Here is a 24812-nt window from a genome sequence, read left to right as displayed (position 1 = left end):
TCATGGCATTCGTCAAACGTGACAACAAGAACAAGAAGCGCTTCCAGCAACAGAACCCGCTGTTCAAGCGCAAGCGCTTCTGCCGCTTCACCGTGGCTGGCGTGGAACAGATCGACTACAAGGATCTGGACACCCTGAAGGACTTCATCGGCGACAACGGCAAGATCACGCCGGCCCGCCTGACCGGTACTAAGGCTCACTATCAGCGTCAGCTGGATACGGCCATCAAGCGTGCGCGTTTCCTCGCGCTGATGCCGTACACCGACCTGCACAAGAACTGATCAGGCCCTAGGTCCGTTAAGGAGAGAATGCGATGCAAATTATTCTGCTGGAAAAAGTCGTCAACTTGGGCAACCTGGGTGACATCGTCAAGGTGAAGGACGGTTACGCCCGTAACTTCCTGATCCCGGGCAAGAAGGCCCGCCGCGCTACGCAAACCGCGATCGCCGAATTCGAAGTCAAGCGCGCCGAGCTGGAAAAGGCCGCTGCCGAGAAGCTGGCCGCCGCGCAAGCCGAAGGCGAGAAGCTGAACGGCCTGACGGTACAGATCAGCCAGAAGTCGGGTGTGGACGGCCGCCTGTTCGGTTCCGTGACCAACGCCGACATCGCTGAAGCCCTGGCTGGCCAAGGCTTCAAGCTGGAAAAGGCCCAGGTTCGCATGCCGAACGGCCCGCTGAAGATGGTGGGCGACCACCCGGTCAGCGTCGCGCTGCACACGGACGTCGTGGTCGACGTGACCGTGTCGGTCGTGGGCGAGAGCGTCTAAGGACGTGCCGCCTCGCCGGCGCGCTGCGCCGGCTGAAGCACCGCAAGCACTGCAAGCAAGAAAGGCAGGAGCCCTGGCTCCTGCCTTTTTTGTTGTTCGCTTGTCATTGCAGGCCCGGTCGCCAAATGTACGGCGAAGTGCGTCCACCCGCCGGTATAATCCCTCCCCATGAACGCGCCTGTCGCCGACCCCCAACTCGAGAACCTCAAGGTCCCGCCGCATTCCATCGAAGCCGAGCAATCGGTGCTGGGTGGCCTGCTGCTGGACAACGCCGCCTGGGACCGCATTGCGGACTTCATCTCCGAGGCGGATTTCTACCGTTTTGACCACCGGATGATCTTCCAGAGCATCGCCCGGTTGATCTCGGCCACCAAGCCGGCCGACGTGATCACGGTCTATGAAATGCTGCAGGTGGCTGGCAAGGCCGAGGAGGTGGGCGGGCTGGCCTACCTGAATTCGCTGGCGCAGAACACGCCCAGCGCGGCCAATATCCGCCGCTACGCCGAGATCGTGCGTGAGCGCTCGGTGCTGCGCAAGCTGGTGACGGCGGCCGACGATATCGCCTCGGCCGCGTTTGCGCCCAAGGGCCGCGAGGTGCGCGAACTGCTGGATGAGGCCGAATCCAAGGTCTTTGCGATTGCCGAAGAAGGCTCGCGCGGCCAGAAGGGTTTCCAGGAAATCCAGCCGCTGCTGACCCAGGTGGTCGAGCGCATCGACGAGCTGTATCACCGCGATTCCACCACCGACGTCACCGGCGTCCCGACCGGCTTCATCGACCTGGACAAGATGACCAGCGGCATGCAGCCGGGCGACCTGGTCATCGTGGCCGGCCGCCCGTCGATGGGCAAGACCGCGTTCTCGCTGAACATCGGCGAGCACGTGGCGGTGGAGCAGGGCTTGCCGGTGGCAGTGTTCTCGATGGAAATGGCGGGCACCCAGCTGGCCATGCGTATGCTCGGCTCGGTCGGCCGCCTCGACCAGCACCGGCTGCGCACGGGCCGCCTGCTGGATGAAGACTGGCCGCGGCTGACGCATGCGATCCAGCGCATGAACGACACCCAGCTGTTCATCGACGAAACGCCGGCGCTGAACCCGATGGAGCTGCGTGCCCGTTCGCGGCGCCTGGCGCGCCAGTGCGGGCAGCTTGGCCTGATCATCATCGATTACCTTCAGCTGATGTCAGGTTCCGGCGGCGGCGAGAACCGCGCCACGGAAATTTCCGAAATTTCCCGTTCGCTCAAGGGCCTGGCCAAGGAACTCAACTGCCCGGTGATTGCACTGTCGCAGCTGAACCGAAGCCTGGAACAGCGCCCCAACAAGCGTCCGGTGATGTCCGACCTGCGCGAATCCGGCGCTATCGAACAGGATGCCGACGTGATCCTGTTCATCTACCGCGACGAGGTCTATAACGCGGACTCCCAGGACAAGGGCACGGCCGAGATCATTATCGGCAAGCAGCGTAACGGCCCGATCGGCACGGTGCGCCTGACCTTCCTGGGCCAGTTCACGAAGTTCGACAACTTCAGCGGCGGCCCGGCTTTCTTCGACAACGACACCTGACGAAGTCAAGCCAGCCTGCAATCGTCTGTGCGGCGCCGTCTTGTTTGCGCCAAATTCGCGGGCAATGTCCCTGTAACCCTGTAAAATATTGCGCTTTGATGACAGTCACCACCCGCGACTGTCATGCAACGCGCCCGCTCAATCCTGCAACACAATCAGCAGCGTCACCACGCTGCCACAAGGAACATTCCATGTTCGGCCGATTCATGCCCACGGAGGGCAAGTTCTTCGAATATTTCAACCAGCATGCCGACTGCGCGGTGACCGCCGCCCATGAGCTCCAGGCACTGGTCAACGACTTGCCCAACGCCGAGGCCCATGCGCGCCGCGTCCAGGCCACCGAAAAGAAGGCCGACCGGATCACGCACGACACCATCGACCTGCTGCACAAGACCTTCATCACGCCGCTGGACCGCGACGAGATCCACAAGCTCATCACGACCATGGACGACATCCTGGACCTGATGGAAGACGTGGCCGAGACCATCTCGCTGTACGACGTGACCAACCTGACCGACGAGGCGCTGCGCCTGGCGGCCATCTGCGTGCAGTGCTGCGACCAGGTCAAGATCGCGGTGGGCCTGCTTGAGGACATGGGCAACGCCAGCACCATCCTGAAGACCGCGCAGCAGATCGACCAGCTCGAGTCTGAAGCCGACCGCGTGATGCGCTCGGCGATGTCCAAGCTGTTCCGTGACGAGACCGACGTCAAGCGCCTGATCAAGCTGAAGGCCATCTACGAACAGCTCGAGACGATCACCGACAAGTGCGAGGACGTCGCCAACATCATCGAAGGCATCGTCCTGGAAAACGCCTGAGGCGGCAATCGGCATGCAGACCATACAAATGAGCCTGTGGGTGATCGCCTTGCTGGTGGCGCTCGCGCTGCTGTTCGACTTCATGAACGGCTTCCACGACGCGGCCAACTCGATCGCCACCGTGGTTTCCACGGGCGTGCTCAAGCCGCACCACGCGGTGGCGATGGCGGCGATGTGCAACGTCGTCGCGATCTTTATCTTCCATCTGAAGGTGGCCGCCACGGTGGGCACCGGCACGATCGATGTCAGTATCGTCGACCATTACGTCGTGTTCGGGGCGCTGGTCGGGGCGATCGCCTGGAACGTCATCACCTGGTACTACGGCATCCCTTCGTCGTCGTCGCACGCGCTGATCGGCGGACTGGTGGGCGCGGCGGTGGCCAAGGCCGGCACCGGTGCGCTGGTGGGCAGCGGCCTGCTGAAAACCGTGGCCTTTATCCTGATCTCGCCGCTGCTGGGTTTTATCCTCGGTTCGCTGATGATGGTGATTGTGGGCTGGACCTTCTTTCGCACGCCGCCGTCGCGCGTGGACCGCTGGTTCCGCCGCCTGCAGCTGGTGTCGGCATCGATGTACAGCCTGGGCCATGGGGGCAATGACGCGCAGAAGACCATCGGCATCATCTGGATGCTGCTGATCGCCAGCGGCCATGTGGTGGCCGGCGGCCAGCCGCCGACCTGGGTGATCGTCAGCTGCTACGTGGCCATCGGCATGGGCACGCTGTTCGGCGGCTGGCGGATCGTGCGCACCATGGGCCAGAAGATCACCAAGCTCAAGCCGGTCGGCGGCTTCTGCGCCGAGACGGGCGGGGCGATCACGCTGTTCTTTGCCTCGGCGCTGGGCGTGCCGGTATCGACCACGCATACCATCACCGGCGCCATCGTCGGCGTCGGCTCTGCGCAGAAGATGTCGGCGGTGCGCTGGGGCGTGGCCGGCAATATCGTCTGGGCCTGGGTGCTGACGATTCCGGCATCGGCCTTCATGGCGGCGATCGCATGGTGGATCGGGCGGCATATCCTGTAAGGCAGGGGCCGCCGTACCAGCAAAAAGCCAGGCTGATGCCTGGCTTTTTGTTTGGGCGTTTCACTGGTTGGCGAAGGCCGCGATGGGATCGTCGTCGACCGGAAGCGGTGCGGGGGCCGGCGCGGGCTCAGGCAGCGGTGGCGCTGCCGGGGGTGCCACCGACGCGGGTGGCTGGTTGGCCGCCGCCACCACGCGGCGCGCGCCGTTGTAGCGCGAGGCCCAGTAGGGCTTGCCCATGTCCTCCAGCCGGACCGTGCCGCCGGAAGACGGCGCATGGACAAAGCGGTTCTGTCCGACGTAGATGCCCACGTGCGAATTGGCGCGGCCGGTGGTGTTGAAGAACACCAGGTCGCCGGATGCCACCTCGCTGCGGTCCAGCGAGCTGCCGCGGGCGCCCATTGCCTCGGTCGTGCGCGGCAGGTTCACATTGGCCGCGCGCGACACCACGTAGCGCACCAGCCCGCTGCAGTCGAAGCCGGAGTCTGGCGTATTGCCGCCGTAGCGATAGGGTGTGCCGACCAGCGACATCGCCTGGATCGAAATCTCTTCCAGTCCGGCGCTGGGATCGATCATGGGCTTGCCCGGCGTGCGCGGCAGGCCGGCATGGCGCGAAGGCGGGGAACTTGCGCAGGCCGCCAGCAACAGGGCGGTGGCGCAGAGCAGCGGCAGCCGGACCTGGGCAAGCAGGCCCTGCGCACGCAATGGATGGGAAGAGATTCGGGTACGGCGCAATGGCATCCTGGGTTTCTGGTCGCCGGCCTGCCGGCGCACCGGAAGCCTTGCCGCTACCAGCGTAGCTGGGCGTTGCGCGTACCGGTGCTGACCTTGATGGACTTGGCCTGGCCCTTGTAACTGGCCTCGATATTGTAGCTGCCTTCGGGCGCACGTATCAGGCAGCGCGGGCCGGCGGCGTTGAAGCTGGCGACTTCCTGCTCGTCGCGCACCAGCCTGACCGCCACGTCCGACAGGAATTCACCGTTTGCACCCTGGATGAACAGGATGCCTATATTGAAGTCCTTTTCCTTCGCGGCCAGCGCCTGGCGCTCGTCCTCGGCGACACCGCCGCAGACGTAGCTGACCGGGCCCATGGTGCGGATCACCATTTCTTCTTCGGCGGCATGGGCCGGGCGCCAGCTCGCGGCCAGCGCGATGCCGGCGGCAGCCAGCACGGCCAGCGCAAGGCGCTGCCTGTGCTGGCTGCGGGCGATGGCAGGCACATGCCTGCGGGGCAGATGCTGGATATTCATCGACGCCTCCAGTGGGGATGCGGGGCAACGGCAAACATGGGCCATCATAGCCCCAAAGTGCTTGTCGTTGACGGCGGCGCTCAGGCACTGCGGGCGCGCCCCGCCACCGGCAGGGCGCGCCGCAGGCTGCCAGTGTCAGAGCACGTCGCCGGCGTGATCGGCCAGGCGCGAGCGTTCGCCGCGCGCCAGCGTGATATGGCCGCTGTGGCTCCAGCCCTTGAAGCGGTCGACTACATAGGTCAGGCCCGACGAACCCTCGGTCAGGTACGGCGTGTCGATCTGCGCGATATTGCCCAGGCAGATGATCTTGGTACCCGGGCCGGCGCGCGTCACCAGCGTCTTCATCTGCTTGGGCGTCAGGTTCTGAGCCTCGTCGATGATGACGAACTTGTTGACGAAGGTGCGCCCGCGCATGAAGTTCATGCTCTTGACCTTGATGCGCGAGCGGATCAGCTCCTGCGTGGCGGCGCGGCCCCAGTCGCCGGCGCTGTCGTCGCTCTTCTGCAGCACCTCGAGGTTGTCGTCGAACGCGCCCATCCACGGCTGCATCTTCTCTTCCTCGGTGCCGGGCAGGAAGCCGATGTCTTCGCCCACCGGCACCGTGGCGCGCGTGACGATGATCTCGTTGTACTGCTTCTGGTCCAGCACCTGTTCCAGGCCGGCAGCCAGCGCCAGCAGGGTCTTGCCGGTGCCGGCCTGCCCAAGCAGCGTGACGAAGTCGATGTCCGGGTTCATCAGCAGGTTGAGCGCGAAGTTCTGCTCGCGGTTGCGGGCGGTCACGCTCCACACATTGTTCTTGTGGTGCGTGTAGTCCTTGAGCGTCTGCAGCAGCGCGGTCTTGCCATTGATCTCCTTGACCTGCGCGTACAGCGGCAGGCTGCCGTCGACCGGTTCCAGGTAGACGAACTGGTTGACCAGGAACGACGGCACCAGCGGGCCGGTGAGCCGGTAGAACATGGCGCCGGACTTCGGATCCTGCCAGCTTTCCACGCCCTTGCCGTGCCGGGTCCAGAAGTCGCCGGGCAGCTGCAGTACGCCGGCGTAGAGCAGGTCCTTGTCTTCCAGGACCTGGTCGTTGAAGTAGTCTTCGGCCGGCAGGCCCAGCGCGCGTGCCTTGATGCGCATGTTGATGTCTTTCGACACCAGCACGACCTGGCGCTCGGGGTACTGCTGCTGCAGCGCGCTGACCACGCCCAGGATCTGGTTGTCGGCCTTGCCCTGCGGCAGGCCTTCAGGCAGCTTGATGTCGTTCAGGCGCGTCTGGAAGAACAGCTTGCCCTGCGCGTCGCGGTTACCCAGCTTGGCCAGCGGCAGGCCTTCGTCGAGCACGCCGTCGGTGCCGCCCACCAGCGAATCGAGCGTGCGGCTGACCATGCGCGCGTTGCGCGCGACTTCGCTCATGCCCTTCTTGTGGTTGTCCAGTTCTTCGAGCGTCATCATCGGCAGATAGATGTCGTGTTCCTCGAAGCGAAAGAGCGAGGCCGGGTCGTGCATCAGCACGTTGGTGTCGAGCACGAACAGCTTGCTCGGGCCTTCGGACTTGCGGGCGCGGCGCGTGGGGCCGGAGGACGGCTTGACCAGGCTGACTGGCGCGGCAGTGACGGCAGGCGTCGACACGGCCGGGGCCTCGGTGCTGCGGGCGCGGGTGCCACCGGCGGCGCGGGCCTGGACCTCAGGCACCTCGGTGTCGCCGGTTTCCAGCAATGCCACACGCTCGAGCGCCGGCACAGGTTTCTTGCCCTGTGTGGCGGCTTTGGCCTTGGGCACCGCGGAGACCGGAGCAAACTCGCTCGGATCCAGCAATTGGGCAGGCTTGGCGGGCATGGTAGGCAGCGGCATGCTTGGCTTTCCTTTCAGGGGGACAAGAAGGGGGCGAGGGTGTCCGCGCCGCGACGCCGCGATACGTCGGAGACGGCGTGGCGGCCGATGGCCGGGGCATGCATGCGCGAGGCTCCCGGTGCGGACAGGCATGAGGACAGACGCGGCTGCAAACAAAAAAGCCGCCATGCCTGCTGAACAGGGTTGGCGGCTGGGATCCGGCAGCTTCTTTGGTGGACTGCCGACACGGCAGGTCCGCTACCGGCCTGTGGCGCGAACCGCCTGGGCCGGGGAGTCGAAACAGCGTGGCATCCGGAATCTGAACTCATTACGGGCCAATGTATCCGAAGGTTTTGGGTTTGGCAATTGGGTTTGCCATCGGCTTGTTGCGACACAGCACGTCCGGCTTGGCGTCCGTGTCGAGGCAAGGTCGATACCGACGCGATACCTCAGAGCCCGCGCACGATTTCCAGGACTTCGTCAACATGGTTCGGCACCTTGATGCCGCGCAGCTCGTGGCGCAGCATGCCCTTGCCGTCGATGATGAAGGTGCTGCGCTCGATGCCCCGGTGCTCCTTGCCATAAAGCTTTTTCATCTTGATGACATCGAACAACGTGCACACGGCTTCGTCGGCATCCGAGATCAGCTCGAAGGGCAGTTCAAGCTTGGCCTTGAAGTTCTCGTGCGAGCGGATGCTGTCGCGCGAGATGCCGAACACCTGCACGCCGGCCTTCTGGAAATCCTCGTACTGGTCGCGGAAGTTCATGGCCTCCGTGGTGCAACCCGGCGTGTTGTCCTTCGGGTAGAAGTACAGCACCACCGTCTTGCCGCGGTAGTCGGCAAGGCGGAAGGTGGCGTCGCCGGTCATCGGCGCGCTGAAGTCGGGTACGGCCTTGTTCAGACTGACGGTCATGCTTGTGGCTCCTGGGGGAGGGGGCAGGGGATCGGGAGAATCGGGTGAGGGGGCTGCCACCTTGGCGGGGCAGATTGGGGCGCCCTGCCGGACTTCAAGCGTGGCGCCGGCTCAACTTTTGCAAAGGTCAGGCGGCTTCGGGTTCGAGCAACAGCACCGCCGCCACCTTGCGCCCTTCTGCCATCAGGATGTTGTAGGTGCGGCAGGCGGCCTGCAGGTCCATGGCGTCCACCCCGACATGACGGCGCGACAGCGATGCGGTCAGGCGCGGGTGCGGGAAGCGCAGCCGCAAGCCGGTGCCGAGCAGCACCACTTCGGGGCCGAGTTCCACCAGTTGCTCGAAATGCGCGGGCTCCAGGTCTTCGAAGCGGCTGACCGGCCAGGGCCGTACTTCGCCCTCGGGCATGACCAGGACCGAGTTGGTGTGACGGACGAGGTTGATCTCGATGTATCCCGGCCCGTAGGCCGTGACGGTATTGAGCGACTGGGGCTGGTCGGCGTGGAGTTTCACTTGGAGGCCTCTGCGGCGGCCGCCACGGGCTGGCGGGCCGGCCCGTGGGGCGGATGGCCGGCACCCCGGGCGGGTACGGTGTGGACGACAAGATGGACGACAGTGCGCAGGCGCCTGGCGTACGCGCGGCAAGCGCACGCTGCAATGCAAGAATCCCTGCCGAAGTCTGTCATAATCCGATAAATTATAGCTTTTGCCTCCCTGTCTGCCACGTTCGCGTTGCATTGCAGCGGACGGCGCCTCGGCGCGGGGCTTCCGCACGGGGCTTCGGCATTAATTCAGATTCGCCCAGATTCCCAGTCCGGTGCCGCCTGCGCGGCACGCTACGCTTGCCCGACATCGCCGTGAAACCCATCCAGAAATCCAACAAACTCAATAACGTTTGCTACGACATCCGCGGACCGGTGCTGGAAAAGGCCAAGCAGATGGAGGAAGAAGGGCACAAGATCATCAAGCTGAATATCGGCAACCTGGCCGTGTTCGGCTTTGATGCGCCGGAAGAGATTCAGCAGGACATGATGCGAAACCTGCCAAATTCGGCAGGTTATTCTGATTCCAAGGGTATTTTCGCCGCACGCAAGGCGATCATGCACTATACCCAGCAAAAAAATATCGAAGGCGTTGGCCTGGACGATATTTATGTGGGCAATGGTGCCTCCGAACTGATCGTGATGGCCGTCAACGCGCTGCTCAATGCCGGCGACGAAGTGCTGGTGCCGGCGCCGGACTACCCGCTATGGACCGCTGCGGTGAGCCTCTCGGGCGGCACGCCGGTGCACTATATCTGCGACGAGTCCAACGACTGGATGCCCGATCCGGCCGATATCCGCGCCCGCATCACGCCGCATACTAAGGCCATCGTCATCATCAACCCGAACAACCCCACCGGGGCGCTGTATTCGGACGAACTGCTGCTCGAGATCGTCGCCATCGCGCGCGAGCACGGCCTGATCATCTATGCCGACGAGATCTACGACAAGGTCCTGTACGACGGCTACACCCACACCTCGATCGCCTCGCTCTCGACCGATGTGCTGACCGTGACCTTCAACGGCCTGTCGAAGAACTACCGCTCGTGCGGCTACCGTGCCGGCTGGATGGTGGTGTCGGGCGACAAGCGCCCGGCCATCGACTATATCGAAGGCCTGAACATGCTGTCGTCGATGCGCCTGTGCGCTAACGTGCCGGGCCAGTGGGCGATCCAGACCGCCCTGGGCGGCTACCAGAGCATCAACGACCTGGTCAACGAAGGCGGGCGCCTGCGCCGCCAGCGCGACCTGGCCTACGAGCTGATCACCGCGATTCCGGGCGTGACCTGCGTCAAGCCCAAGGCGGCGCTGTACCTGTTCCCCAAGCTCGACCTGTCGATGTACCCGGTGCAGGACGACCAGGAGTTCATCTACGAACTGCTGCAGGAGTCCAAGGTGCTGCTGGTGCAGGGCTCGGGCTTCAACTGGGCCAAGCCCGACCATTTCCGCATCGTGTTCCTGCCGCACGAGGAAGACCTGCGCGAGGCCATCAGCCGCATCGCGCGCTTCCTCGAGGCGTACCGAAAACGCCACGGCAAGGCAGCGGCCTGATTTTCGCGGGCCGCGCCGCAATTCATCCTTAGCAACTCAGAAGATTGTCCATGAACCCCATCAAAGTTGGCCTGCTCGGCATCGGTACCGTCGGTAGCGGCACGTTCAACGTGCTCAAGCGCAATCAGGAAGAAATTCGTCGCCGCGCCGGCCGCGGCATCGAGATTGCCGTGGTGGCCGATCTCAACACCGAACGCGCGCGCGAATTGACCAACGGAGAAGTGGAGATCGTCAGCGACGCCAACGAGGTGGTCAGCCGCCCCGACATCGACATTGTCATCGAACTGATCGGCGGCTATGGCATCGCGCGCGAGCTGGTGCTCAAGGCGATCGAGAACGGCAAGCACGTGGTCACCGCCAACAAGGCGCTGCTGGCCGTGCACGGCAACGAGATCTTCGAAGCCGCGCGCAAGAAGGGCGTGATCGTCGCCTTCGAAGCCGCGGTGGCCGGCGGCATCCCCATCATCAAGGCGCTGCGCGAAGGCCTGACCGCCAACCGCATCCAGTGGATCGCCGGCATCATCAACGGCACCACCAACTTCATCCTGTCCGAGATGCGCGACAAGGGCCTCGATTTCGACGTGGTCCTGAAGGAAGCGCAGCAGCTGGGCTATGCCGAAGCCGACCCGACCTTCGACATCGAAGGCGTCGACGCCGCGCACAAGGTCACGCTGATGAGCGCGATCGCCTTCGGCATGCCGGTGCAGTTCGACAAGGCCCACGTGGAAGGCATCACCAAGCTCTCGGCCGTCGACATCAAGTACGCCGAGGAACTGGGCTACCGCATCAAGCTGCTGGGCATCACCCGCCGCCGCGACGACGGTGTCGAGCTGCGCGTGCATCCGACGCTGGTGCCGGCCTCGCGCCTGATCGCCAATGTGGAAGGCGCGATGAACGCCGTGCTGGTGCAGGGCGACGCCGTGGGCGCGACGCTCTACTACGGCAAGGGCGCCGGCGCCGAGCCGACCGCCTCGGCCGTGATCGCCGACCTGGTCGACGTGACCCGCCTGCATACCGCCGACCCTAACCACCGCGTGCCGCACCTGGCGTTCCAGCCGGATGAGCTGTCGAGCGTGCCGGTGCTGCCGATCGAAGAGATCAACAGCTCGTACTACCTGCGCATGCGCGTGGCCGACGAGACCGGCGTGCTGGCCGAGATCACCCGCATCCTGGCCGAAGGCGGTATCTCGATCGACGCCATGCTGCAGAAGGAATCGCGCGAAGGCGAGCCGCAGACCGACATCATCATCCTGACCCACATCACGCGCGAGAAGCACGTCAACGCGGCGATCGCCAAGATCGAGGCGCTGCAGACCGTGCTGTCCGACGTGACGCGCCTGCGCATGGAAGAACTGAACTAAGGGCCGGACCGGCAGATTCAGATGAAATACCAGTCGACCCGCGGCCATGAGCTGCCGCAAACCTTCTCCGAGATCCTGCTGGGCGGCCTGGCGCCGGACGGCGGGCTGTACCTGCCCACCGAGTACCCGCAAGTCACGGCCGATGAGCTCGAATCCTGGCGCAAGCTGTCGTATGCCGACCTGGCCTACGAGATCCTGCGCAAGTTCAGCGACGATATTCCCGCCGAGGACCTGCGCGCGCTGACGCGCAAGACCTATACCGCCGAGGTGTACTGCAACGCACGCGAGGGCGACAACACCGCCGACATCACACCCCTGCGCACGCTGGGCGAGGAAGGCGGCACCAAGCTGCAACTGCTGGGCCTGTCCAACGGCCCGACGCTGGCCTTCAAGGACATGGCGATGCAGCTGCTCGGCAACCTGTTCGAGTACGCGCTGGGCCGCGCCGGGCAGGAGCTGAACATCCTGGGCGCGACCTCGGGCGATACCGGCAGCGCCGCCGAGTACGCGATGCGCGGCAAGCGCGGTATCCGCGTGTTCATGCTGAGCCCGCACCGCAAGATGAGCGCGTTCCAGACCGCGCAGATGTTCAGCCTGCAGGATGCCAACATCTTCAACTTGGCGGTCGAAGGCGTGTTCGACGACTGCCAGGACATCGTCAAGGCGGTCTCCAACGACCTCGACTACAAGGCGCGCCAGAAGATCGGCACGGTCAACTCGATCAACTGGGCGCGCGTGGTGGCCCAGGTGGTGTACTACTTCAAGGGCTGGCTGCTGGCTACCAGCGGCCCGGGCCAGAAGGTCTCGTTCTGCGTGCCGTCCGGCAACTTCGGCAACGTCTGCGCCGGCCATATCGCGCGCATGATGGGCCTGCCGATCGACAAGCTGGTGGTCGCCACCAACGAGAACGACGTGCTCGACGAGTTCTTCCGCACCGGCGCCTACCGCGTGCGCAAGTCGGCCGAGACGTACCACACGTCGAGCCCGAGCATGGATATCTCCAAGGCCTCGAACTTCGAGCGCTTCGTGTTCGACCTGCTGGGCCAGGACGCCGGCAAGCTGGCGGCGCTGTTCCGTGACGTGGAAGAGAAGGGCGGCTTCGACCTGTCGGGCACGCCGGAATTCGACCGTATCCGCCAGTTTGGCTTTGTCTCGGGCCGCAGCACGCACCAGGACCGGCTGGCCACCATCCGCGACCTGTCGTCGCGCTACGGCATCACCATCGATACCCACACCGCCGATGGCGTCAAGGTGGCGCGCGAGCATCTCAGCGCCGGTGTGCCGATGGTGGTGCTGGAAACCGCGCTGCCCGCCAAGTTCGCCGACACCATCCGCGAAGCGCTCGGCCACGAGCCGGAGCGCCCGGCCAGGTTCGAGGGCATCGAGAGGCTGCCGCAGCGCTTTGAAGTGATGCCCGCCGACGCCGCGCAGGTCAAGGCCTACATCGCCGGCCACACCGGCCTGTAAGCGCGCGGGTGCGTGTAGCCCGCTGCGGCGCTGCCGCATGCCGGGCCCGCGCCAACTCGCTACAATCAGGCTGCGGGCCCGATCTTCGGCCCCCGGATTGCCTGCCCCAATCAAGTGGGTGCCGGCAATGCGCGGGCCGTTTTTCGTGGGCCAACTCTTTCCCACATCGCACCATGACCCAAGCCGCAGCACCTTCCCGCCCCCCGATGCTGACCATGGCCCAGGCGCTCGACGCGCTGCTCGGCGCCGCCCGTCCGCTGGCGCAGGTTGAATCCATCGATACGCTCGACGCCAACGGCCGCGTGCTGGCCGCGCCCGTGACCAGCACGCTGCGCGTGCCGCCGGCCGACAACACCTCGATGGACGGCTACGCCATGCGCGCGGCCGATGTGCCCGCTGCCGGCACGCGGCTGCGCGTATCGCAACGGATTCCCGCCGGCCATGTCGGCACCGCGCTGGAACCCGGCACCGCCGCGCGCATCTTCACCGGTGGGCTGATTCCGCGGGGCGCAGACGCCGTGGTGATGCAGGAGCAATGCACCGTCGAGGGCGAGGACGTGATCGTCAACCACGTGCCGCAACCCGGCGAATGGGTGCGGCGCGCGGGCGAGGATATCGAAGCCGGCAGCGTGATCCTGCCGGCCGGCACGCGGCTGACGCCGCAGGCGCTGGGGTTGGCCGCATCGGTCGGCCAGGCGAAGCTGGACGTGGTGCGGCGCGTGCGCGTGGCGGTGTTCTTTACCGGTGACGAACTGGCGATGCCGGGCGAGCCGCTCAAGCCGGGCGCCATCTACAACTCCAACCGCTTCACACTGCGCGGCCTGCTGGAAAACCTGGGCTGCGAGGTCAGCGACTTCGGCATCGTGCCCGACACGCTGGCCGCCACGCGCGAGACGCTGCGCCGCGCGGCGCAGGGACACGACCTGATCATCACCTCGGGCGGCGTTTCGGTCGGCGAGGAAGACCATATCAAGCCCGCGGTCGAGGCTGAAGGGCGGCTCGACATGTGGCAGATCGCGATCAAGCCGGGCAAGCCGCTGGCGTTCGGGCAGGTCAACAACGATGCCGAGCCGGCGTTCTTCCTGGGTTTGCCTGGCAACCCGGTGTCCAGCTTCGTGACCTTCCTGCTGTTCGTGCGCCCGTTCATCCTGCGCCTGCAGGGCGTGGCCGGCGTGACGCCGCGGCGCCTGCCGCTGCGCGCGGATTTCGAACTGAACAAGGGCGACCGCCGCAATGAGTTCCTTCGCGCGCGCATCAATGCCGAGGGCGGCCTGGACCTGTTCCCCAACCAGAGCTCGGGCGTGCTGACCTCGACCGTCTGGGGCGACGGCCTGATCGACAATCCGCCCAACCAGGCGATCGCGCGCGGCGATACCGTGCAGTTCATTCCGTTTGACGGCCTGCTCGCGTAGCCGGCCAGCACGACCAGGACAGAAGCAGTGATGATCATTGAACTCCGATTCTTTGCCAGCGTGCGCGAGCAGCTGGGCGTGACCGAAGAGCGCGCCGAGGTGCCGGCCGACGTGCGCACCGTGGGCGAGCTGCGCCAGTGGCTGCGCCAGCGCGGCGGCGCCTGGGCCGAGACCCTGGCTGAAGGGCGCGCGCTGCGCATGGCTGTCGACCATGCGGTGGCGCGCCCCGATACGGCGATTGCCGACGGCTGCGAAGTCGCCTTTTTCCCACCAGTGACCGGAGGCTGAGATGAGCGTCAGGGTGCAGCGTGAGGATTTCGATCTTGGCGCGGAAGTCGCGGCGCTGCGAGCCGGCAATCCGGCGGTCGGCGCGGTGGCCAGCTTTATCGGCACCGTGCGCGATGTCAGCGACGGCAGCGCGGTCAGCGCGATGGAGCTGGAGCACTATCCGGGTATGACCGAGAAGGCGCTGGCGCAGATCGAGGCGGCTGCGTGCGCGCGCTGGGCGCTGCTGGGCGTGACCATCATCCACCGCGTGGGCCCGATGCAGCCGCTGGACCAGATCGTGATGGTCGCGGTGGCGTCGGCGCATCGCGGCAATGCCTTTGCCGCGTGCGAGTTCATCATGGACTACCTCAAGTCCGAAGCGCCGTTCTGGAAGAAGGAAGACACCCCGGAAGGCGCGCGCTGGGTCGATGCCCGCGTGACTGACGAAGCCGCCCTCCAGCGCTGGGGGATCGCATCGTTCAATGCCAGCGGCGACGATGCTGGCGCACCACCGGAGAAGCAGGGCGGGAGCCAGCCCTGATGGGGCCGCTCGGCTTTGTCGCCGTGGGCGTGGGCGCCGCGGCCGGTGCGTGGCTGCGCTGGGGCTTCGCGGTGCTGTGGAACGCGATCAATCCCGCGCTACCCTATGGCACGCTGGCGGCCAACCTGCTGGGCGGCTACCTGATCGGCCTGGCGGTCGGATTCTTCGATACGCACGCGGGCCTGCCGCCGGAATGGCGCCTGCTGGCTATCACCGGCTTCCTTGGCGGGCTGACCACGTTCTCGACCTTTTCCAGCGAGGTGCTGGCGAACCTGATTGCCGGCGACTACGGCTGGGCGGCGCTGCACCTGCTGCTGCACCTGGGCGGCTCACTGCTGCTGACCGCGTTCGGCCTCTGGACTTACCGCTTGCTGGCCTGACGCGGCCCTGGCGATCAGGTCCAGCAGCGCGGCATTGAACGCCTGCGGCCGCTCCATGTGGGGGCTATGACCGGCGCCGGCCACCACGCTGAATCCCGCCTCGGGCCGCAGTGCGAGCGTGGCGGCACCCACCGCGGGCGCATAGAGCCGGCTGGCTTCCCCGTACAAATGGAACAGCGGCCGCCCGGTGCCGCGCAGTGTCTCCCGGAAATCCTGGCGCGCCATGTCTTCCCATAGCGCGGCAAGCGCCGCCACATCGCACTGGTCCGCCATGTGCGCGATGCGCTGCATTGCGGTGCCTTCCGGGCGCCTTCCCGCCGACCACATTCCCAGTGCAACCGACGGCGCCAGCCGGGGCCAGTCGGCCCGGATGCGGGCCGCCATCTGCGCGGCGTGCGCAATCTCATAGTGGCCGTGCAGGCCATGCGGCCAGGCCGGATCGGTCACCAGCCTGGGTGTCATGTCGATGCTGCCGACCGCTGCCAGCGGAAGACCCGGATGGTCTCGCAGCAGCGCCCATGCCACCATCGCCCCCATCGACCAGCCAGCCACCACCACGTCTGTCAGCCCGAGGTGCGCAACCAGTCCGGCGACGTCGCGCGCCAGCGCCGTGATCGTGGTGCCGTCGCGTTCGCGCGACAGGCCGTGGCCGGCATGGTCGGGTGCGATCACGCGGAATCCCGCCAGTGCGAGCGCCCGCTGGCCGTCGAAGGCCTCGCCGGTGACCGACCAGCCGTGCAGCAGCAGCAGCGGCCGTCCCTGGCCGGTTTCGCGCCAGCCTGGCAAGGCGCCACGCGCCGGGTGGCTGGCGAAGGGCGGCGGAGTGGGGCCGGCAGGTGCCGAATCGGGAGCGTCCAACGATGGTTCTCTCCTGGCAGGAGGGTAAAGGGCAGCGGCCTGGATGCCACCGGGTGAGGGTGCCTCTCTATTGACATCCATGGTGGGCAATTTATACGATGAAACATGAATCAGCTATCAGGTTTTGCCTGAGTGGCGATTCCCGGCGCAGGCAGGCGCGGAGGAGGCGCCTGCCTGCGCCGGCATGGCAGGAAGCGGCTGGCATTCCAATGACAAGGCGCGCAGCGCCACCGGAGACAAGATGTCCCAGACCGACACGGGCGCACCGCCCGAAACCGGCGCAATCCGCGAACCCGGCCACGCCGGCGGCATCTGCCCGCCCAAGACCGCGCGCGGGCAGAAGACGCGCGAGGCGCTGCTGCGCGCGGCCGAGAAGGTGTTCGGTGAGAAAGGCTATTACGCTGCGTCGATCTCCGAGATCACGCAGGAAGCCAAGGTCGCGATGGGCACCTTCTACCTGTATTTCAAGGACAAGGAAGATATCTTCCGCGCACTGGTCGCGCACATGCTGGAACTGGTGCGCGCCCACCTGCGCAAGCACGTTGCCGCCGCGGCCACCCAGATGGAAGCCGAGCGCCTGGGCCTGAAGGCATTTCTCTCATTCGTGTCGCGCCACAAGAACCTGTACCGGATCGTGCTGGATTCGTACTCGGTGGACGAGACCATCTACAGCAGCTATTTCCAGGTGTTTGCCGAGCTTTACAGCCGGCGCCTGACGCGCGCCGAAGAGCAGGGCGAGATCGTGCCCGGCGACGCCGAGGTGCGCGCCTGGTGCCTGATTGGCATCAGCAACTTCCTGGGCATGCGCTATGCGCGCTGGAAGCGCCCGCCTTCGATGGAGAAGGTGGTCGACACCGCCTTCGACCTGATCTCGCACGGCCTGCAGCCGCGATGAACGCCCACGCAGAACCCCTGGTGCAGTGGGAGCGCGCCGATGGCGTGGCATTGCTGCGCCTGAACCGGCCGCAGCGGCACAACAGCCTGGTGCCCGAGTTGCTGGAAGCGCTGCTGGCCGCGCTGGACGAGATTGAAGTCGACCCCGCGATCCATGCCGTGGTGCTGACGCATGCCGGAAAAAATTTCTCCACCGGCGGCGACGTCGCGGCATTCGCTGCGCAGGGCGACGCGATAGCCAGCTACGCCGACCGGCTGCTGGCACTGCTGAACCGCTCGATCCTGCGACTGGCAGCGCTGCGCTGCCCGGTGGTGGCGGCGGTGGAGGGCTGGCTGACGGGCGGCTCGCTGGGCCTGGTGCTGGCGTGCGACATGGCGGTGCTGGCGCGGGATGCGCGCATCGCGCCGTACTACACGGTGGTTGGCTTCAGCCCGGACGGCGGCTGGACCGCGATGCTGCCGCAGCTGGTCGGCACGCCGCAGGCGCGCGCCTGGCAGCTGAACAATACGATCGTCGCCGCGCCGAAGGCAGAGGCACTTGGCCTGGCCACCGCGCTGGCCGCGCCGGGTTCGGCCGAGGCCGATGCCGTGACGCTGGCGCGCGGCGTCATGCGCAAGGTGCCGGGCAGCGTGGCCCGCACGCGCGCGCTGTTGCGCTGGGACGCCGACACCCTGGCGGCCGGCCTTGAGCGAGAGCGCGCGGCCTTTGTCGCCCAGATCGCCAGTGCCGAGACCGCCGACGGCATGCGGTGCTTCCTGGCAGGACGCACGCGCGAATAGTCCGTACAGCATTCCAAAGCAGTTGCAGCAGGTTTCATCCAGACAAACACAAACGAGACCGAACACAGGAGACAGCAATGCAACGCAACCCACTCGCCGTACGTGCCCTGGTCATGGCCGCCGGCCTGCTTGCCGCCGGCACCGCGCTGGCCAAGGACATCCGCATCGCGCACGTCTATGACAAGACCGGCGCGCTCGAGGCCTACGCCAAGCAGACCCAGACCGGCCTGATGATGGGCCTGGAGTACGCCACCAACGGCACCATGACCGTCAACGGCAACAAGCTGGTGGTGATCGAGAAAGACACCCAGGGCAAGCCGGACGTGGCCAAGGCCCAGCTGGCCGCTGCCTACAGCGACGACCGCGCCGATATCGCGGTCGGCCCCACCTCTTCCGGCACCGCGCTGGCGATGCTGCCGGTGGCAGAGGAATACAAGAAGGTGCTGCTGGTCGAGCCCGCGGTGGCTGACTCGATCACCGGCGACAAGTGGAACCGCTATATCTTCCGCACCGGCCGCAATTCGTCGCAGGACGCAATTTCCAACGCCGTGGCGCTGGACAAGCCGGGCGTGCAGATCGCCACGCTGGCGCAGGACTACGCTTTTGGCCGCGACGGCGTCAAGGCCTTCAAGGGCGCGCTGAAGAACGCCAAGATCGTGCATGAGGAATACCTGCCGACCAGCACCACGGACTTCACCGCCGGCGCGCAGCGGCTGTTTGATTCGCTCAAGGACAAGCCGGGCCGCAAGGTGATCTTCATCATCTGGGCCGGTGCCGGCAACCCGTTCAAGATCGCCAATCTCGATCCCAAGCGCTACGGCATCGAGATTGCCACCGGCGGCAACATCCTGCCGGCGATGGCCAGCTACAAGAACTTCCCGGGCATGGAAGGGGCCACGTACTACTACTTCGGCATCCCCAAGAACAAGGCCAATGAGTGGCTGGTGTCCAACCACTACAGCAAGTTCAAGGCGCCGCCCGATTTCTTCACGGCCGGCGGCATGACTGCGGGCATCGCGCTGGTCGAGGCGCTGAAGAAGACCAGCGGCGAGACCGGCACCGAGAAGCTGATCACGGCGATGGAGGGCATGTCGTTCGACACGCCCAAGGGCAAGATGACCTTCCGCAAGGAAGACCACCAGGCCATGCAGTCAATGTACCACTTCAAGATCAAGGTGGATCCGGCCTTCGCCTGGGGCGTGCCTGAACTCGTGCGCGAGATCAAGCCCGAAGAGATGGCCGTGCCCGTGCGCAACCACCGCTGATGAACGCGCCAGCCTCTTTCGCCCGGTCCGCGCCGGCGCCGTCGCAGCCGGCCGCCGGGCACGCCGGCGCGACTGCCGCCGGGGCGCAGCCGCTGCTGGAAACGCGCGGCCTGACCATCCGCTTTGGCGGCCACGTGGCCGTCAATGCGGTGTCGTGCGCGTTCCGGCCCGGCGAGCTGACCTGCATCGTCGGCCCCAACGGCGCCGGCAAGACCACGTATTTCAACCTGGTCTCGGGCCAGTTGCCGCCCACGGCGGGGCAGATCCTGCTGGATGGCGAGGACGTGACGCGCCTGCCGGTGTCGCAGAAGACGCGCCGCGGCATTGGCCGCGCCTTCCAGCTGACCAGCCTGTTTCCGCAGCTGTCGGTGCTGGAGAACGTGCGGCTGGCGGTGCAGGCGCGCCAGCAGCGCGGCATCGATCTGTTCTCGATGTGGACCAGCCACCGCGACGTGCAGGCCCAGGCCATGGCGATCCTGGAGCGCGTGGCGCTGGCCGGCAAGCGCCAGTTGACAGTGGCCTCGTTGCCGCACGGCGACCAGCGCAAGCTGGAGGTCGGCATCCTGCTGGCGCTGCAGCCGCGCGTGTTCATGTTTGATGAGCCCACCGCGGGCATGAGCGTGGATGAAGTGCCGGTGATCCTTGACCTGATCCGCGAGATCCGCCAGGACCGCAGCAAGACCGTGCTGCTTGTCGAACACAAGATGGACGTGGTGCGCTCGCTGGCCGACCGCATCATCGTGCTGCACAACGGCACCCTGGTGGCCGACGGCGACCCGGCCGAGGTGATCGCCTCGCCGGTGGTGCAGCAGGCTTACCTGGGCATGCCGGAAGAGGAGGGCAGCCATGGCTGACGCACAAGCAACCGGGCCGATCCTGCGGCTGCAGGGCGTGCAGACCCATATCGGCCCGTACCACATCCTGCACGGCGTGAGCTTCGAGGTGCCGCGCGGCGGCGTGACCATGCTGCTGGGGCGCAACGGCGCCGGCAAGACCACCGCGCTGCGCACCATCATGGGCCTGTGGCAGGCCAGCGCGGGCACGGTGACCTTTGACGGCACCGACATCACGCGCCACAGCACGCCCGCGATCGCGCAGGCCGGCATTGCCTACGTGCCGGAGAACATGAGCGTGTTCTCTGACCTGACCGTGGCCGAGAACATGCGCCTGGCAGCGCGCACCGGCGCCATCGATGAGCGCCGGCTGGACTGGGTGTTCCGCATGTTCCCGGCGCTGAAGACCTTCTGGCAGCAGCGTGCCGGCGTGCTGTCGGGCGGGCAGAAGCAGATGCTGTCGGTGGCGCGCGCCATCATCGAGCCGCGCCAGCTGCTGATCGTCGACGAGCCCACCAAGGGCCTGGCGCCGGCCATCATCCAGAACATGATCCATGTGTTCCGCGAGCTCAAGCAGACCGAGGTGTCGATCCTGCTGGTGGAGCAGAACTTCCATATGGCGAAGTCGGTGGGGGATACGGTGGCGGTGATGGACGATGGCCGCACGGTACACACGGGCACGATGGCGGCGCTGGCTGGAGACGACTTGCTGCAGCAGAAGCTGCTGGGGCTGTCGCTGGCGGCGCACCAGTAACGCGGGACAACACACATGACCACTTCAACGACATTGCCGGCCGCCGCACCGACGGACCTGCCCAAGGTCCGGCTCGACTGGACCCCGCTGGCGCTGGCGCCGCTGCTGATGCTGCTGGCCTATCCGCTGGTCGGCAGCCCGTCGACCTGGCTGACGCTGACCATTGCCGGCCTGGCGATGGGCATGATCATCTTCGTCGTCTCGTCCGGCCTGACGCTGGTGTTCGGCCTGATGGATGTGCTCAACTTCGGCCACGGCGCCTTCATCGCGCTGGGTGCTTATGTGGCCGCCTCGGTCCTGCTGCCACTGGCAGGCTGGGTCGAGGCCGACAGCCTGGCGTTGAACCTGTCGGTGTTTGCACTGGCGATCGTAGCCGCGATGGTCGCAGCCGGCGCGGTCGGGCTGTTCTTCGAGCGCGTGGTGGTGCGCCCGGTCTACGGCCAGCACCTGAAGCAGATCCTGATCACGATGGGCGGCATGATCGTGGCCGAGCAGCTGATCAAGGCGATCTGGGGTCCTGAGACCATTGCGCTGCAGGTGCCCACCACCTTCCGCGGCGCGGTGCTGCTGGGCGATGCCGCCATCGAGAAATACCGGCTGATCGCGATGGCACTGGGGCTGGTGATCTTTATCGCGATGCTACTGCTGCTCAACCGCACCCGCATCGGCCTGCTGATCCGCGCCGGCGTGGAGAACCGCGAGATGGTCGAGGCGCTTGGCTACCGCGTGCGGCGCCTGTTTATCAGCGTGTTCGTCGCGGGCGCGGCGCTCGCGGGGCTGGGCGGGGTGCTGTGGGGGCTGTACCAGCAGAACATCACCGCGGCGATCGGCGCGCAGGTGAATGTGCTGATCTTTATCGTCATCATCATCGGCGGGCTGGGATCGACTACCGGCTGCTTTGTCGGCGCGTTGCTGGTGGGGCTGATGGCCAACTACACCGGTTTCCTGTTCCCCAAGGTGGCTCTGTTCTCCAACATCCTGCTGATGATGCTGGTGCTGCTGTGGCGCCCGCAGGGGCTGTTTCCGGTGGCGCGGCGCTGAGGGCAACGATCATGATCCGACTTCTCTCCGGCGACCTGCCGCGCAGCCGCGTGCTGACCGTGATCCTGCTGCTGATCCTGGTGGCCCTGGCGTGCGCCCCATTCGCCTTCCCCGGCGCGCGTGCGCTCAACATGGCGGCCAAGATCTGCATCTTCGTGGTGCTGGTGGCCAGCTATGACCTGCTGCTGGGCTATACCGGCATCGTTTCCTTCGCCCACACCATGTTCTTCGGCATTGGCGGCTATGGCGTGGCCATCGCCATGTCGCGCATGGAACCAGGCTGGGGGGCGCTGCTGGTGGGCACTGTCGGCGCGCTGGCGGTGTCGGCGCTGCTGGCTTTCCTGATCGGGCTGTTCTCGCTGCGGGTGCGGGCCATCTTCTTTGCCATGATCACGCTGGCGGTGGCGACCGCCTTCGCCACGCTGGTGTCGCAACTGTCGGAATGGACCGGTGGCGAAGACGGGCTGACCTTCAAGGTGCCGGAGGTGCTGCGTCCCGGCTTTACGCTGGGCGAGGCCGAATGGCTGGGCGTGCCGCTGAGCGGCAAGCTGCTCAGCTACTACCTGGTGTTCGCCGGCGCGGTGGTGCTGTTTCTGGTGCTGCTGCGCATCGTCAACTCGCCCTTTGGCCGGGTGCTGCAGGCGATCCGAGAGAACGATTTCCGTGCCGAGGCGATCGGCTACCGCACCGTGGTGTACCGTACCGTGTCGACGGTGCTGTCGGCGATGTTCGCCACGCTGGCCGGCGTGCTGATGGCGATCTGGCTGCGCTATAACGGGCCCGATACCTCGCTGTCGTTCGAGATCATGGTCGACATCCTGCTGATCGTGGTGATCGGCGGCATGGGCACGCTCTATGGCGCGGTGATCGGCACGGTGCTGTTCCTGGTGGCGCAGACCTACCTGCAGGACGTGATGAAACTGGCCAGCGACACCACCGCCGCGCTGCCGCTGCTGTCGTCGCTGCTGCATCCGGACCGGTGGCTGCTGTGGCTGGGTTTGCTGTTTATCCTGAGCGTCTATTATTTCCCGCAGGGCGTGGTGGGGCGGCTGCGCGGCACCGGGCCCGTGCAGGATGTGGCAAGCTGAGCGGAGGCTAGCGCATGTACGTCATCGACTGGCTGCACAAGAACGCGCAGCATTTCCCCGACAAGGTCGCGCTGGTAGACGTGGAGAGCGGCCGCCAGGTGACCTATCGCCACTTCAACGAACGCGCCAGCCGCTTCGCGGAATACCTGCGTGACCACCTGCAACTGGCGCCGGGCACGCGCGTGGCGGTGCTGGCGCACAACAGCTCGGACTATTTCGAGATGCTGTATGGCTGCGCCAAGGCCGGCATGGTGATGGTGTGCCTGAACTGGCGCCTGCCGGCGGCAGAGTTGCTGCCGATCCTGCAGGACTGCACGCCCGAGGTGCTGGTGGCCGGCGACGGCTTCCTGGCCGTGGCCGCCGAGCTGGCGCGCGCGATCCCGCTGCGCGCGGTGCTGCACCTCGCCGACGACGAGGCCGCCGACGTTCCCGGTGGCTGGACCGAGTACGAGGCGGTGCTCGACGCCGCCTCCGGCCGCATCATCGAGATGCCGTGCCGCGATGAGTCCGAGGTCTGGCACCTGCTCTATACCTCCGGCACCACCGGCAAGCCAAAGGGCGTGATCCAGACCTATGGCATGGTCTACTTCAACGCCGTCAACGCGATGCTGGCCAACAAGATCACGCGCGACGACGTGTTCCTCAACGTGCTGCCGTTCTTCCACACCGGCGGACTGAACCTGTATGCCAACCCGGTGCTGCACGCGGGCGGCACGGTGCACATCATGCGGCAGTTCGAGCCGCAGGTGGTGCTGGGCAAGCTCGACCGCGCCAGCGGCGAGGGCATCACCATGTTCTTCGCGGTGCCGGCGGTGTACCTGTTCCTGAGCCAGCACCCGCGCTTCGCGCAGGCGGACTTCGCCGGCGTGCGCAATATGTCGGCGGGGGGCTCGCCGGTGCCCAGGCCGCTGCTGGAGGCCTACCTGGCCAAGGGCGTGACCATCTGCTTCGGCTTCGGCATGACCGAGACCGGCCCCACGGTCTTTGTCTGCGACGAAGATACCGCGCGCCGCAAGATCGGCACCATCGGCAAGCCGGTGGGGTCGATGCTGACGCGCATCGTCGATGCGGTTGGGGCGGACGTAGGCCCGGGCGAGCGTGGCGAACTGCTGATCAAGGGCCCCGGCGTGACGCCAGGCTACTGGAACCTGCCCGAGGCCACCGCGGCCGCGATCCGCGACGGCTGGCTCCATTCCGGCGATATCGCCTACCGCGACGAGGACGGCGACTACTACATCGTCGACCGGGCCAAGGACATGTTTATCTCCGGCGGCGAGAACGTCTATCCGGCCGAAGTCGAGAGCGTGCTGTTCCAGCTGCCGGGCGTGGCCGAGGCCGCCGTGATCGGCGCGCCGGATGCGCGCTGGGGCGAGGTCGGCATGGCGCTGGTGGTGCTGCGCCCGGGCGCAGCCCTGGAGGCCGATGCCGTGATCGCCCACTGCAAGGCGCAGCTGGCCGGCTACAAGGTGCCGCGCCATGTACGCTTTCTCGATGCGCTGCCGCGCACGCCGTCCGGCAAGGTGGAAAAGCACAAGCTGCGCGCAAAGTTTTCTGGCTGAGGTGCATGGCCGCGCCAGCCGTTGCCGTGTTTTTGATTTCCGCAGTTCGCAGTCTCCGCAGTCCTCGATCTGAAGAC

The 24812-nt window shown here is 66.1% G+C and carries 26 protein-coding genes; 20 read left to right on the top strand and 6 right to left on the bottom strand.

Annotated features, from left to right (window positions below; genetic code table 11):
* The first annotated feature begins 2 nt into the window (after window positions 1-2).
* The 5 genes from rpsR to KB879_RS23270 all read left to right on the top strand — a co-directional run bounded on the left by rpsR (window position 3) and on the right by KB879_RS23270 (window position 4165).
* Window positions 3-281 (top strand): 30S ribosomal protein S18, encoded by a 279-nt coding sequence (rpsR, locus tag KB879_RS23290; protein ID WP_006163606.1) that lies wholly within the window; start codon window positions 3-5, stop codon window positions 279-281.
* A gap of 32 nt (window positions 282-313) precedes the next feature.
* Window positions 314-766 (top strand): 50S ribosomal protein L9, encoded by a 453-nt coding sequence (gene rplI / locus KB879_RS23285; protein WP_013957139.1) that lies wholly within the window; start codon window positions 314-316, stop codon window positions 764-766.
* A gap of 168 nt (window positions 767-934) precedes the next feature.
* Entirely contained in the window at window positions 935-2326 is a 1392-nt protein-coding gene (locus KB879_RS23280; protein WP_013957138.1) for a replicative DNA helicase, read from the top strand.
* A gap of 191 nt (window positions 2327-2517) precedes the next feature.
* Window positions 2518-3144, top strand: a complete 627-nt coding sequence (locus KB879_RS23275) for a DUF47 domain-containing protein (protein WP_010809517.1) — start codon at window positions 2518-2520, stop codon at window positions 3142-3144.
* A gap of 13 nt (window positions 3145-3157) precedes the next feature.
* Complete coding sequence (locus KB879_RS23270; protein ID WP_013957137.1) at window positions 3158-4165, top strand: inorganic phosphate transporter; 1008 nt, start codon at window positions 3158-3160, stop codon at window positions 4163-4165.
* Between the two features lie 60 nt (window positions 4166-4225).
* On the opposite strand, the gene KB879_RS23265 is transcribed toward KB879_RS23270, so the two are convergent.
* From KB879_RS23265 to KB879_RS23245, 5 genes are all read right to left on the bottom strand, one after another.
* Window positions 4226-4903 carry a C40 family peptidase gene (locus tag KB879_RS23265; RefSeq protein WP_211979852.1) on the bottom strand — a complete coding sequence of 226 codons (678 nt, stop codon included), beginning with the start codon at window positions 4901-4903 and terminating at the stop codon, window positions 4226-4228.
* 47 nt (window positions 4904-4950) lie between these two features.
* Complete coding sequence (locus KB879_RS23260; protein ID WP_013957135.1) at window positions 4951-5412, bottom strand: hypothetical protein; 462 nt, start codon at window positions 5410-5412, stop codon at window positions 4951-4953.
* A gap of 135 nt (window positions 5413-5547) precedes the next feature.
* Window positions 5548-7251 (bottom strand): PhoH family protein, encoded by a 1704-nt coding sequence (locus KB879_RS23255; protein WP_211979851.1) that lies wholly within the window; start codon window positions 7249-7251, stop codon window positions 5548-5550.
* Window positions 7252-7679: 428 nt separating this feature from the next.
* Entirely contained in the window at window positions 7680-8144 is a 465-nt protein-coding gene (locus KB879_RS23250) for a peroxiredoxin (protein ID WP_013957133.1), read from the bottom strand.
* 127 nt (window positions 8145-8271) lie between these two features.
* Window positions 8272-8655 (bottom strand): Mth938-like domain-containing protein, encoded by a 384-nt coding sequence (locus KB879_RS23245; RefSeq protein ID WP_211979850.1) that lies wholly within the window; start codon window positions 8653-8655, stop codon window positions 8272-8274.
* Window positions 8656-8999: 344 nt separating this feature from the next.
* Between KB879_RS23245 and KB879_RS23240 the strand changes: the two genes are divergently transcribed.
* The 7 genes from KB879_RS23240 (at window position 9000) to crcB (ending at window position 15663) form a co-directional block, all read left to right on the top strand.
* Window positions 9000-10235: a pyridoxal phosphate-dependent aminotransferase gene (locus tag KB879_RS23240; protein WP_211979849.1), complete on the top strand. Its 1236-nt coding sequence runs from the start codon at window positions 9000-9002 to the stop codon at window positions 10233-10235.
* Between the two features lie 50 nt (window positions 10236-10285).
* A complete protein-coding gene (locus KB879_RS23235) occupies window positions 10286-11596 on the top strand; it encodes a homoserine dehydrogenase (RefSeq protein WP_013957130.1) in 1311 nt (436 codons plus the stop codon).
* Between the two features lie 21 nt (window positions 11597-11617).
* Window positions 11618-13063, top strand: a complete 1446-nt coding sequence (gene thrC / locus KB879_RS23230; protein ID WP_013957129.1) for a threonine synthase — start codon at window positions 11618-11620, stop codon at window positions 13061-13063.
* A 173-nt stretch (window positions 13064-13236) separates the two neighbouring features.
* Entirely contained in the window at window positions 13237-14475 is a 1239-nt protein-coding gene (gene glp / locus KB879_RS23225; RefSeq protein WP_211979848.1) for a gephyrin-like molybdotransferase Glp, read from the top strand.
* Window positions 14476-14505: 30 nt separating this feature from the next.
* The gene (moaD, locus tag KB879_RS23220) at window positions 14506-14763 is read left to right on the top strand and encodes a molybdopterin converting factor subunit 1 (RefSeq protein WP_013957127.1); all 258 of its coding nucleotides are present in this window, start codon (window positions 14506-14508) and stop codon (window positions 14761-14763) included.
* A 1-nt stretch (window position 14764) separates the two neighbouring features.
* Window positions 14765-15283: a molybdenum cofactor biosynthesis protein MoaE gene (locus KB879_RS23215; protein WP_011615581.1), complete on the top strand. Its 519-nt coding sequence runs from the start codon at window positions 14765-14767 to the stop codon at window positions 15281-15283.
* Window positions 15283-15663, top strand: coding sequence for a fluoride efflux transporter CrcB (crcB, locus tag KB879_RS23210; RefSeq protein ID WP_013957125.1), 381 nt, complete (start codon window positions 15283-15285; stop codon window positions 15661-15663). Before KB879_RS23215 ends, crcB begins: the two co-directional genes overlap by 1 nt.
* On the opposite strand, the gene KB879_RS23205 is transcribed toward crcB, so the two are convergent.
* The gene (locus KB879_RS23205; RefSeq protein ID WP_013957124.1) at window positions 15613-16521 is read right to left on the bottom strand and encodes an alpha/beta fold hydrolase; all 909 of its coding nucleotides are present in this window, start codon (window positions 16519-16521) and stop codon (window positions 15613-15615) included. The genes crcB and KB879_RS23205 overlap by 51 nt on opposite strands.
* A 241-nt stretch (window positions 16522-16762) precedes the next feature.
* Between KB879_RS23205 and KB879_RS23200 the strand changes: the two genes are divergently transcribed.
* From KB879_RS23200 to KB879_RS23165, 8 genes are all read left to right on the top strand, one after another.
* Window positions 16763-17416: a TetR/AcrR family transcriptional regulator gene (locus tag KB879_RS23200; protein ID WP_114134230.1), complete on the top strand. Its 654-nt coding sequence runs from the start codon at window positions 16763-16765 to the stop codon at window positions 17414-17416.
* Window positions 17413-18195 (top strand): enoyl-CoA hydratase/isomerase family protein, encoded by a 783-nt coding sequence (locus KB879_RS23195; RefSeq protein ID WP_211979847.1) that lies wholly within the window; start codon window positions 17413-17415, stop codon window positions 18193-18195. The genes KB879_RS23200 and KB879_RS23195 overlap by 4 nt, the downstream gene beginning before the upstream one ends.
* A gap of 77 nt (window positions 18196-18272) precedes the next feature.
* Window positions 18273-19460 carry a substrate-binding domain-containing protein gene (locus tag KB879_RS23190; protein ID WP_211979846.1) on the top strand — a complete coding sequence of 396 codons (1188 nt, stop codon included), beginning with the start codon at window positions 18273-18275 and terminating at the stop codon, window positions 19458-19460.
* Window positions 19461-19552: 92 nt separating this feature from the next.
* Entirely contained in the window at window positions 19553-20314 is a 762-nt protein-coding gene (locus KB879_RS23185) for an ABC transporter ATP-binding protein (RefSeq protein ID WP_041227982.1), read from the top strand.
* Complete coding sequence (locus KB879_RS23180) at window positions 20307-21047, top strand: ABC transporter ATP-binding protein (RefSeq protein WP_211979845.1); 741 nt, start codon at window positions 20307-20309, stop codon at window positions 21045-21047. The genes KB879_RS23185 and KB879_RS23180 overlap by 8 nt, the downstream gene beginning before the upstream one ends.
* Window positions 21048-21062: 15 nt before the next feature.
* Complete coding sequence (locus tag KB879_RS23175; RefSeq protein ID WP_013957118.1) at window positions 21063-22088, top strand: branched-chain amino acid ABC transporter permease; 1026 nt, start codon at window positions 21063-21065, stop codon at window positions 22086-22088.
* 11 nt (window positions 22089-22099) lie between these two features.
* A complete protein-coding gene (locus tag KB879_RS23170; RefSeq protein WP_013957117.1) occupies window positions 22100-23176 on the top strand; it encodes a branched-chain amino acid ABC transporter permease in 1077 nt (358 codons plus the stop codon).
* Window positions 23177-23190: 14 nt separating this feature from the next.
* Entirely contained in the window at window positions 23191-24735 is a 1545-nt protein-coding gene (locus KB879_RS23165) for a long-chain fatty acid--CoA ligase (protein ID WP_013957116.1), read from the top strand.
* Window positions 24736-24812 lie beyond the last annotated feature (77 nt).

The sequence above is a fragment of the Cupriavidus sp. KK10 genome, assembly GCF_018223725.1.
Taxonomy (GTDB): Bacteria; Pseudomonadota; Gammaproteobacteria; order Burkholderiales; family Burkholderiaceae; genus Cupriavidus; species Cupriavidus necator.
The sequence above is the reverse complement of the archived record's forward strand: the minus strand, read 5'-3'. Positions and strand labels throughout refer to the sequence as shown.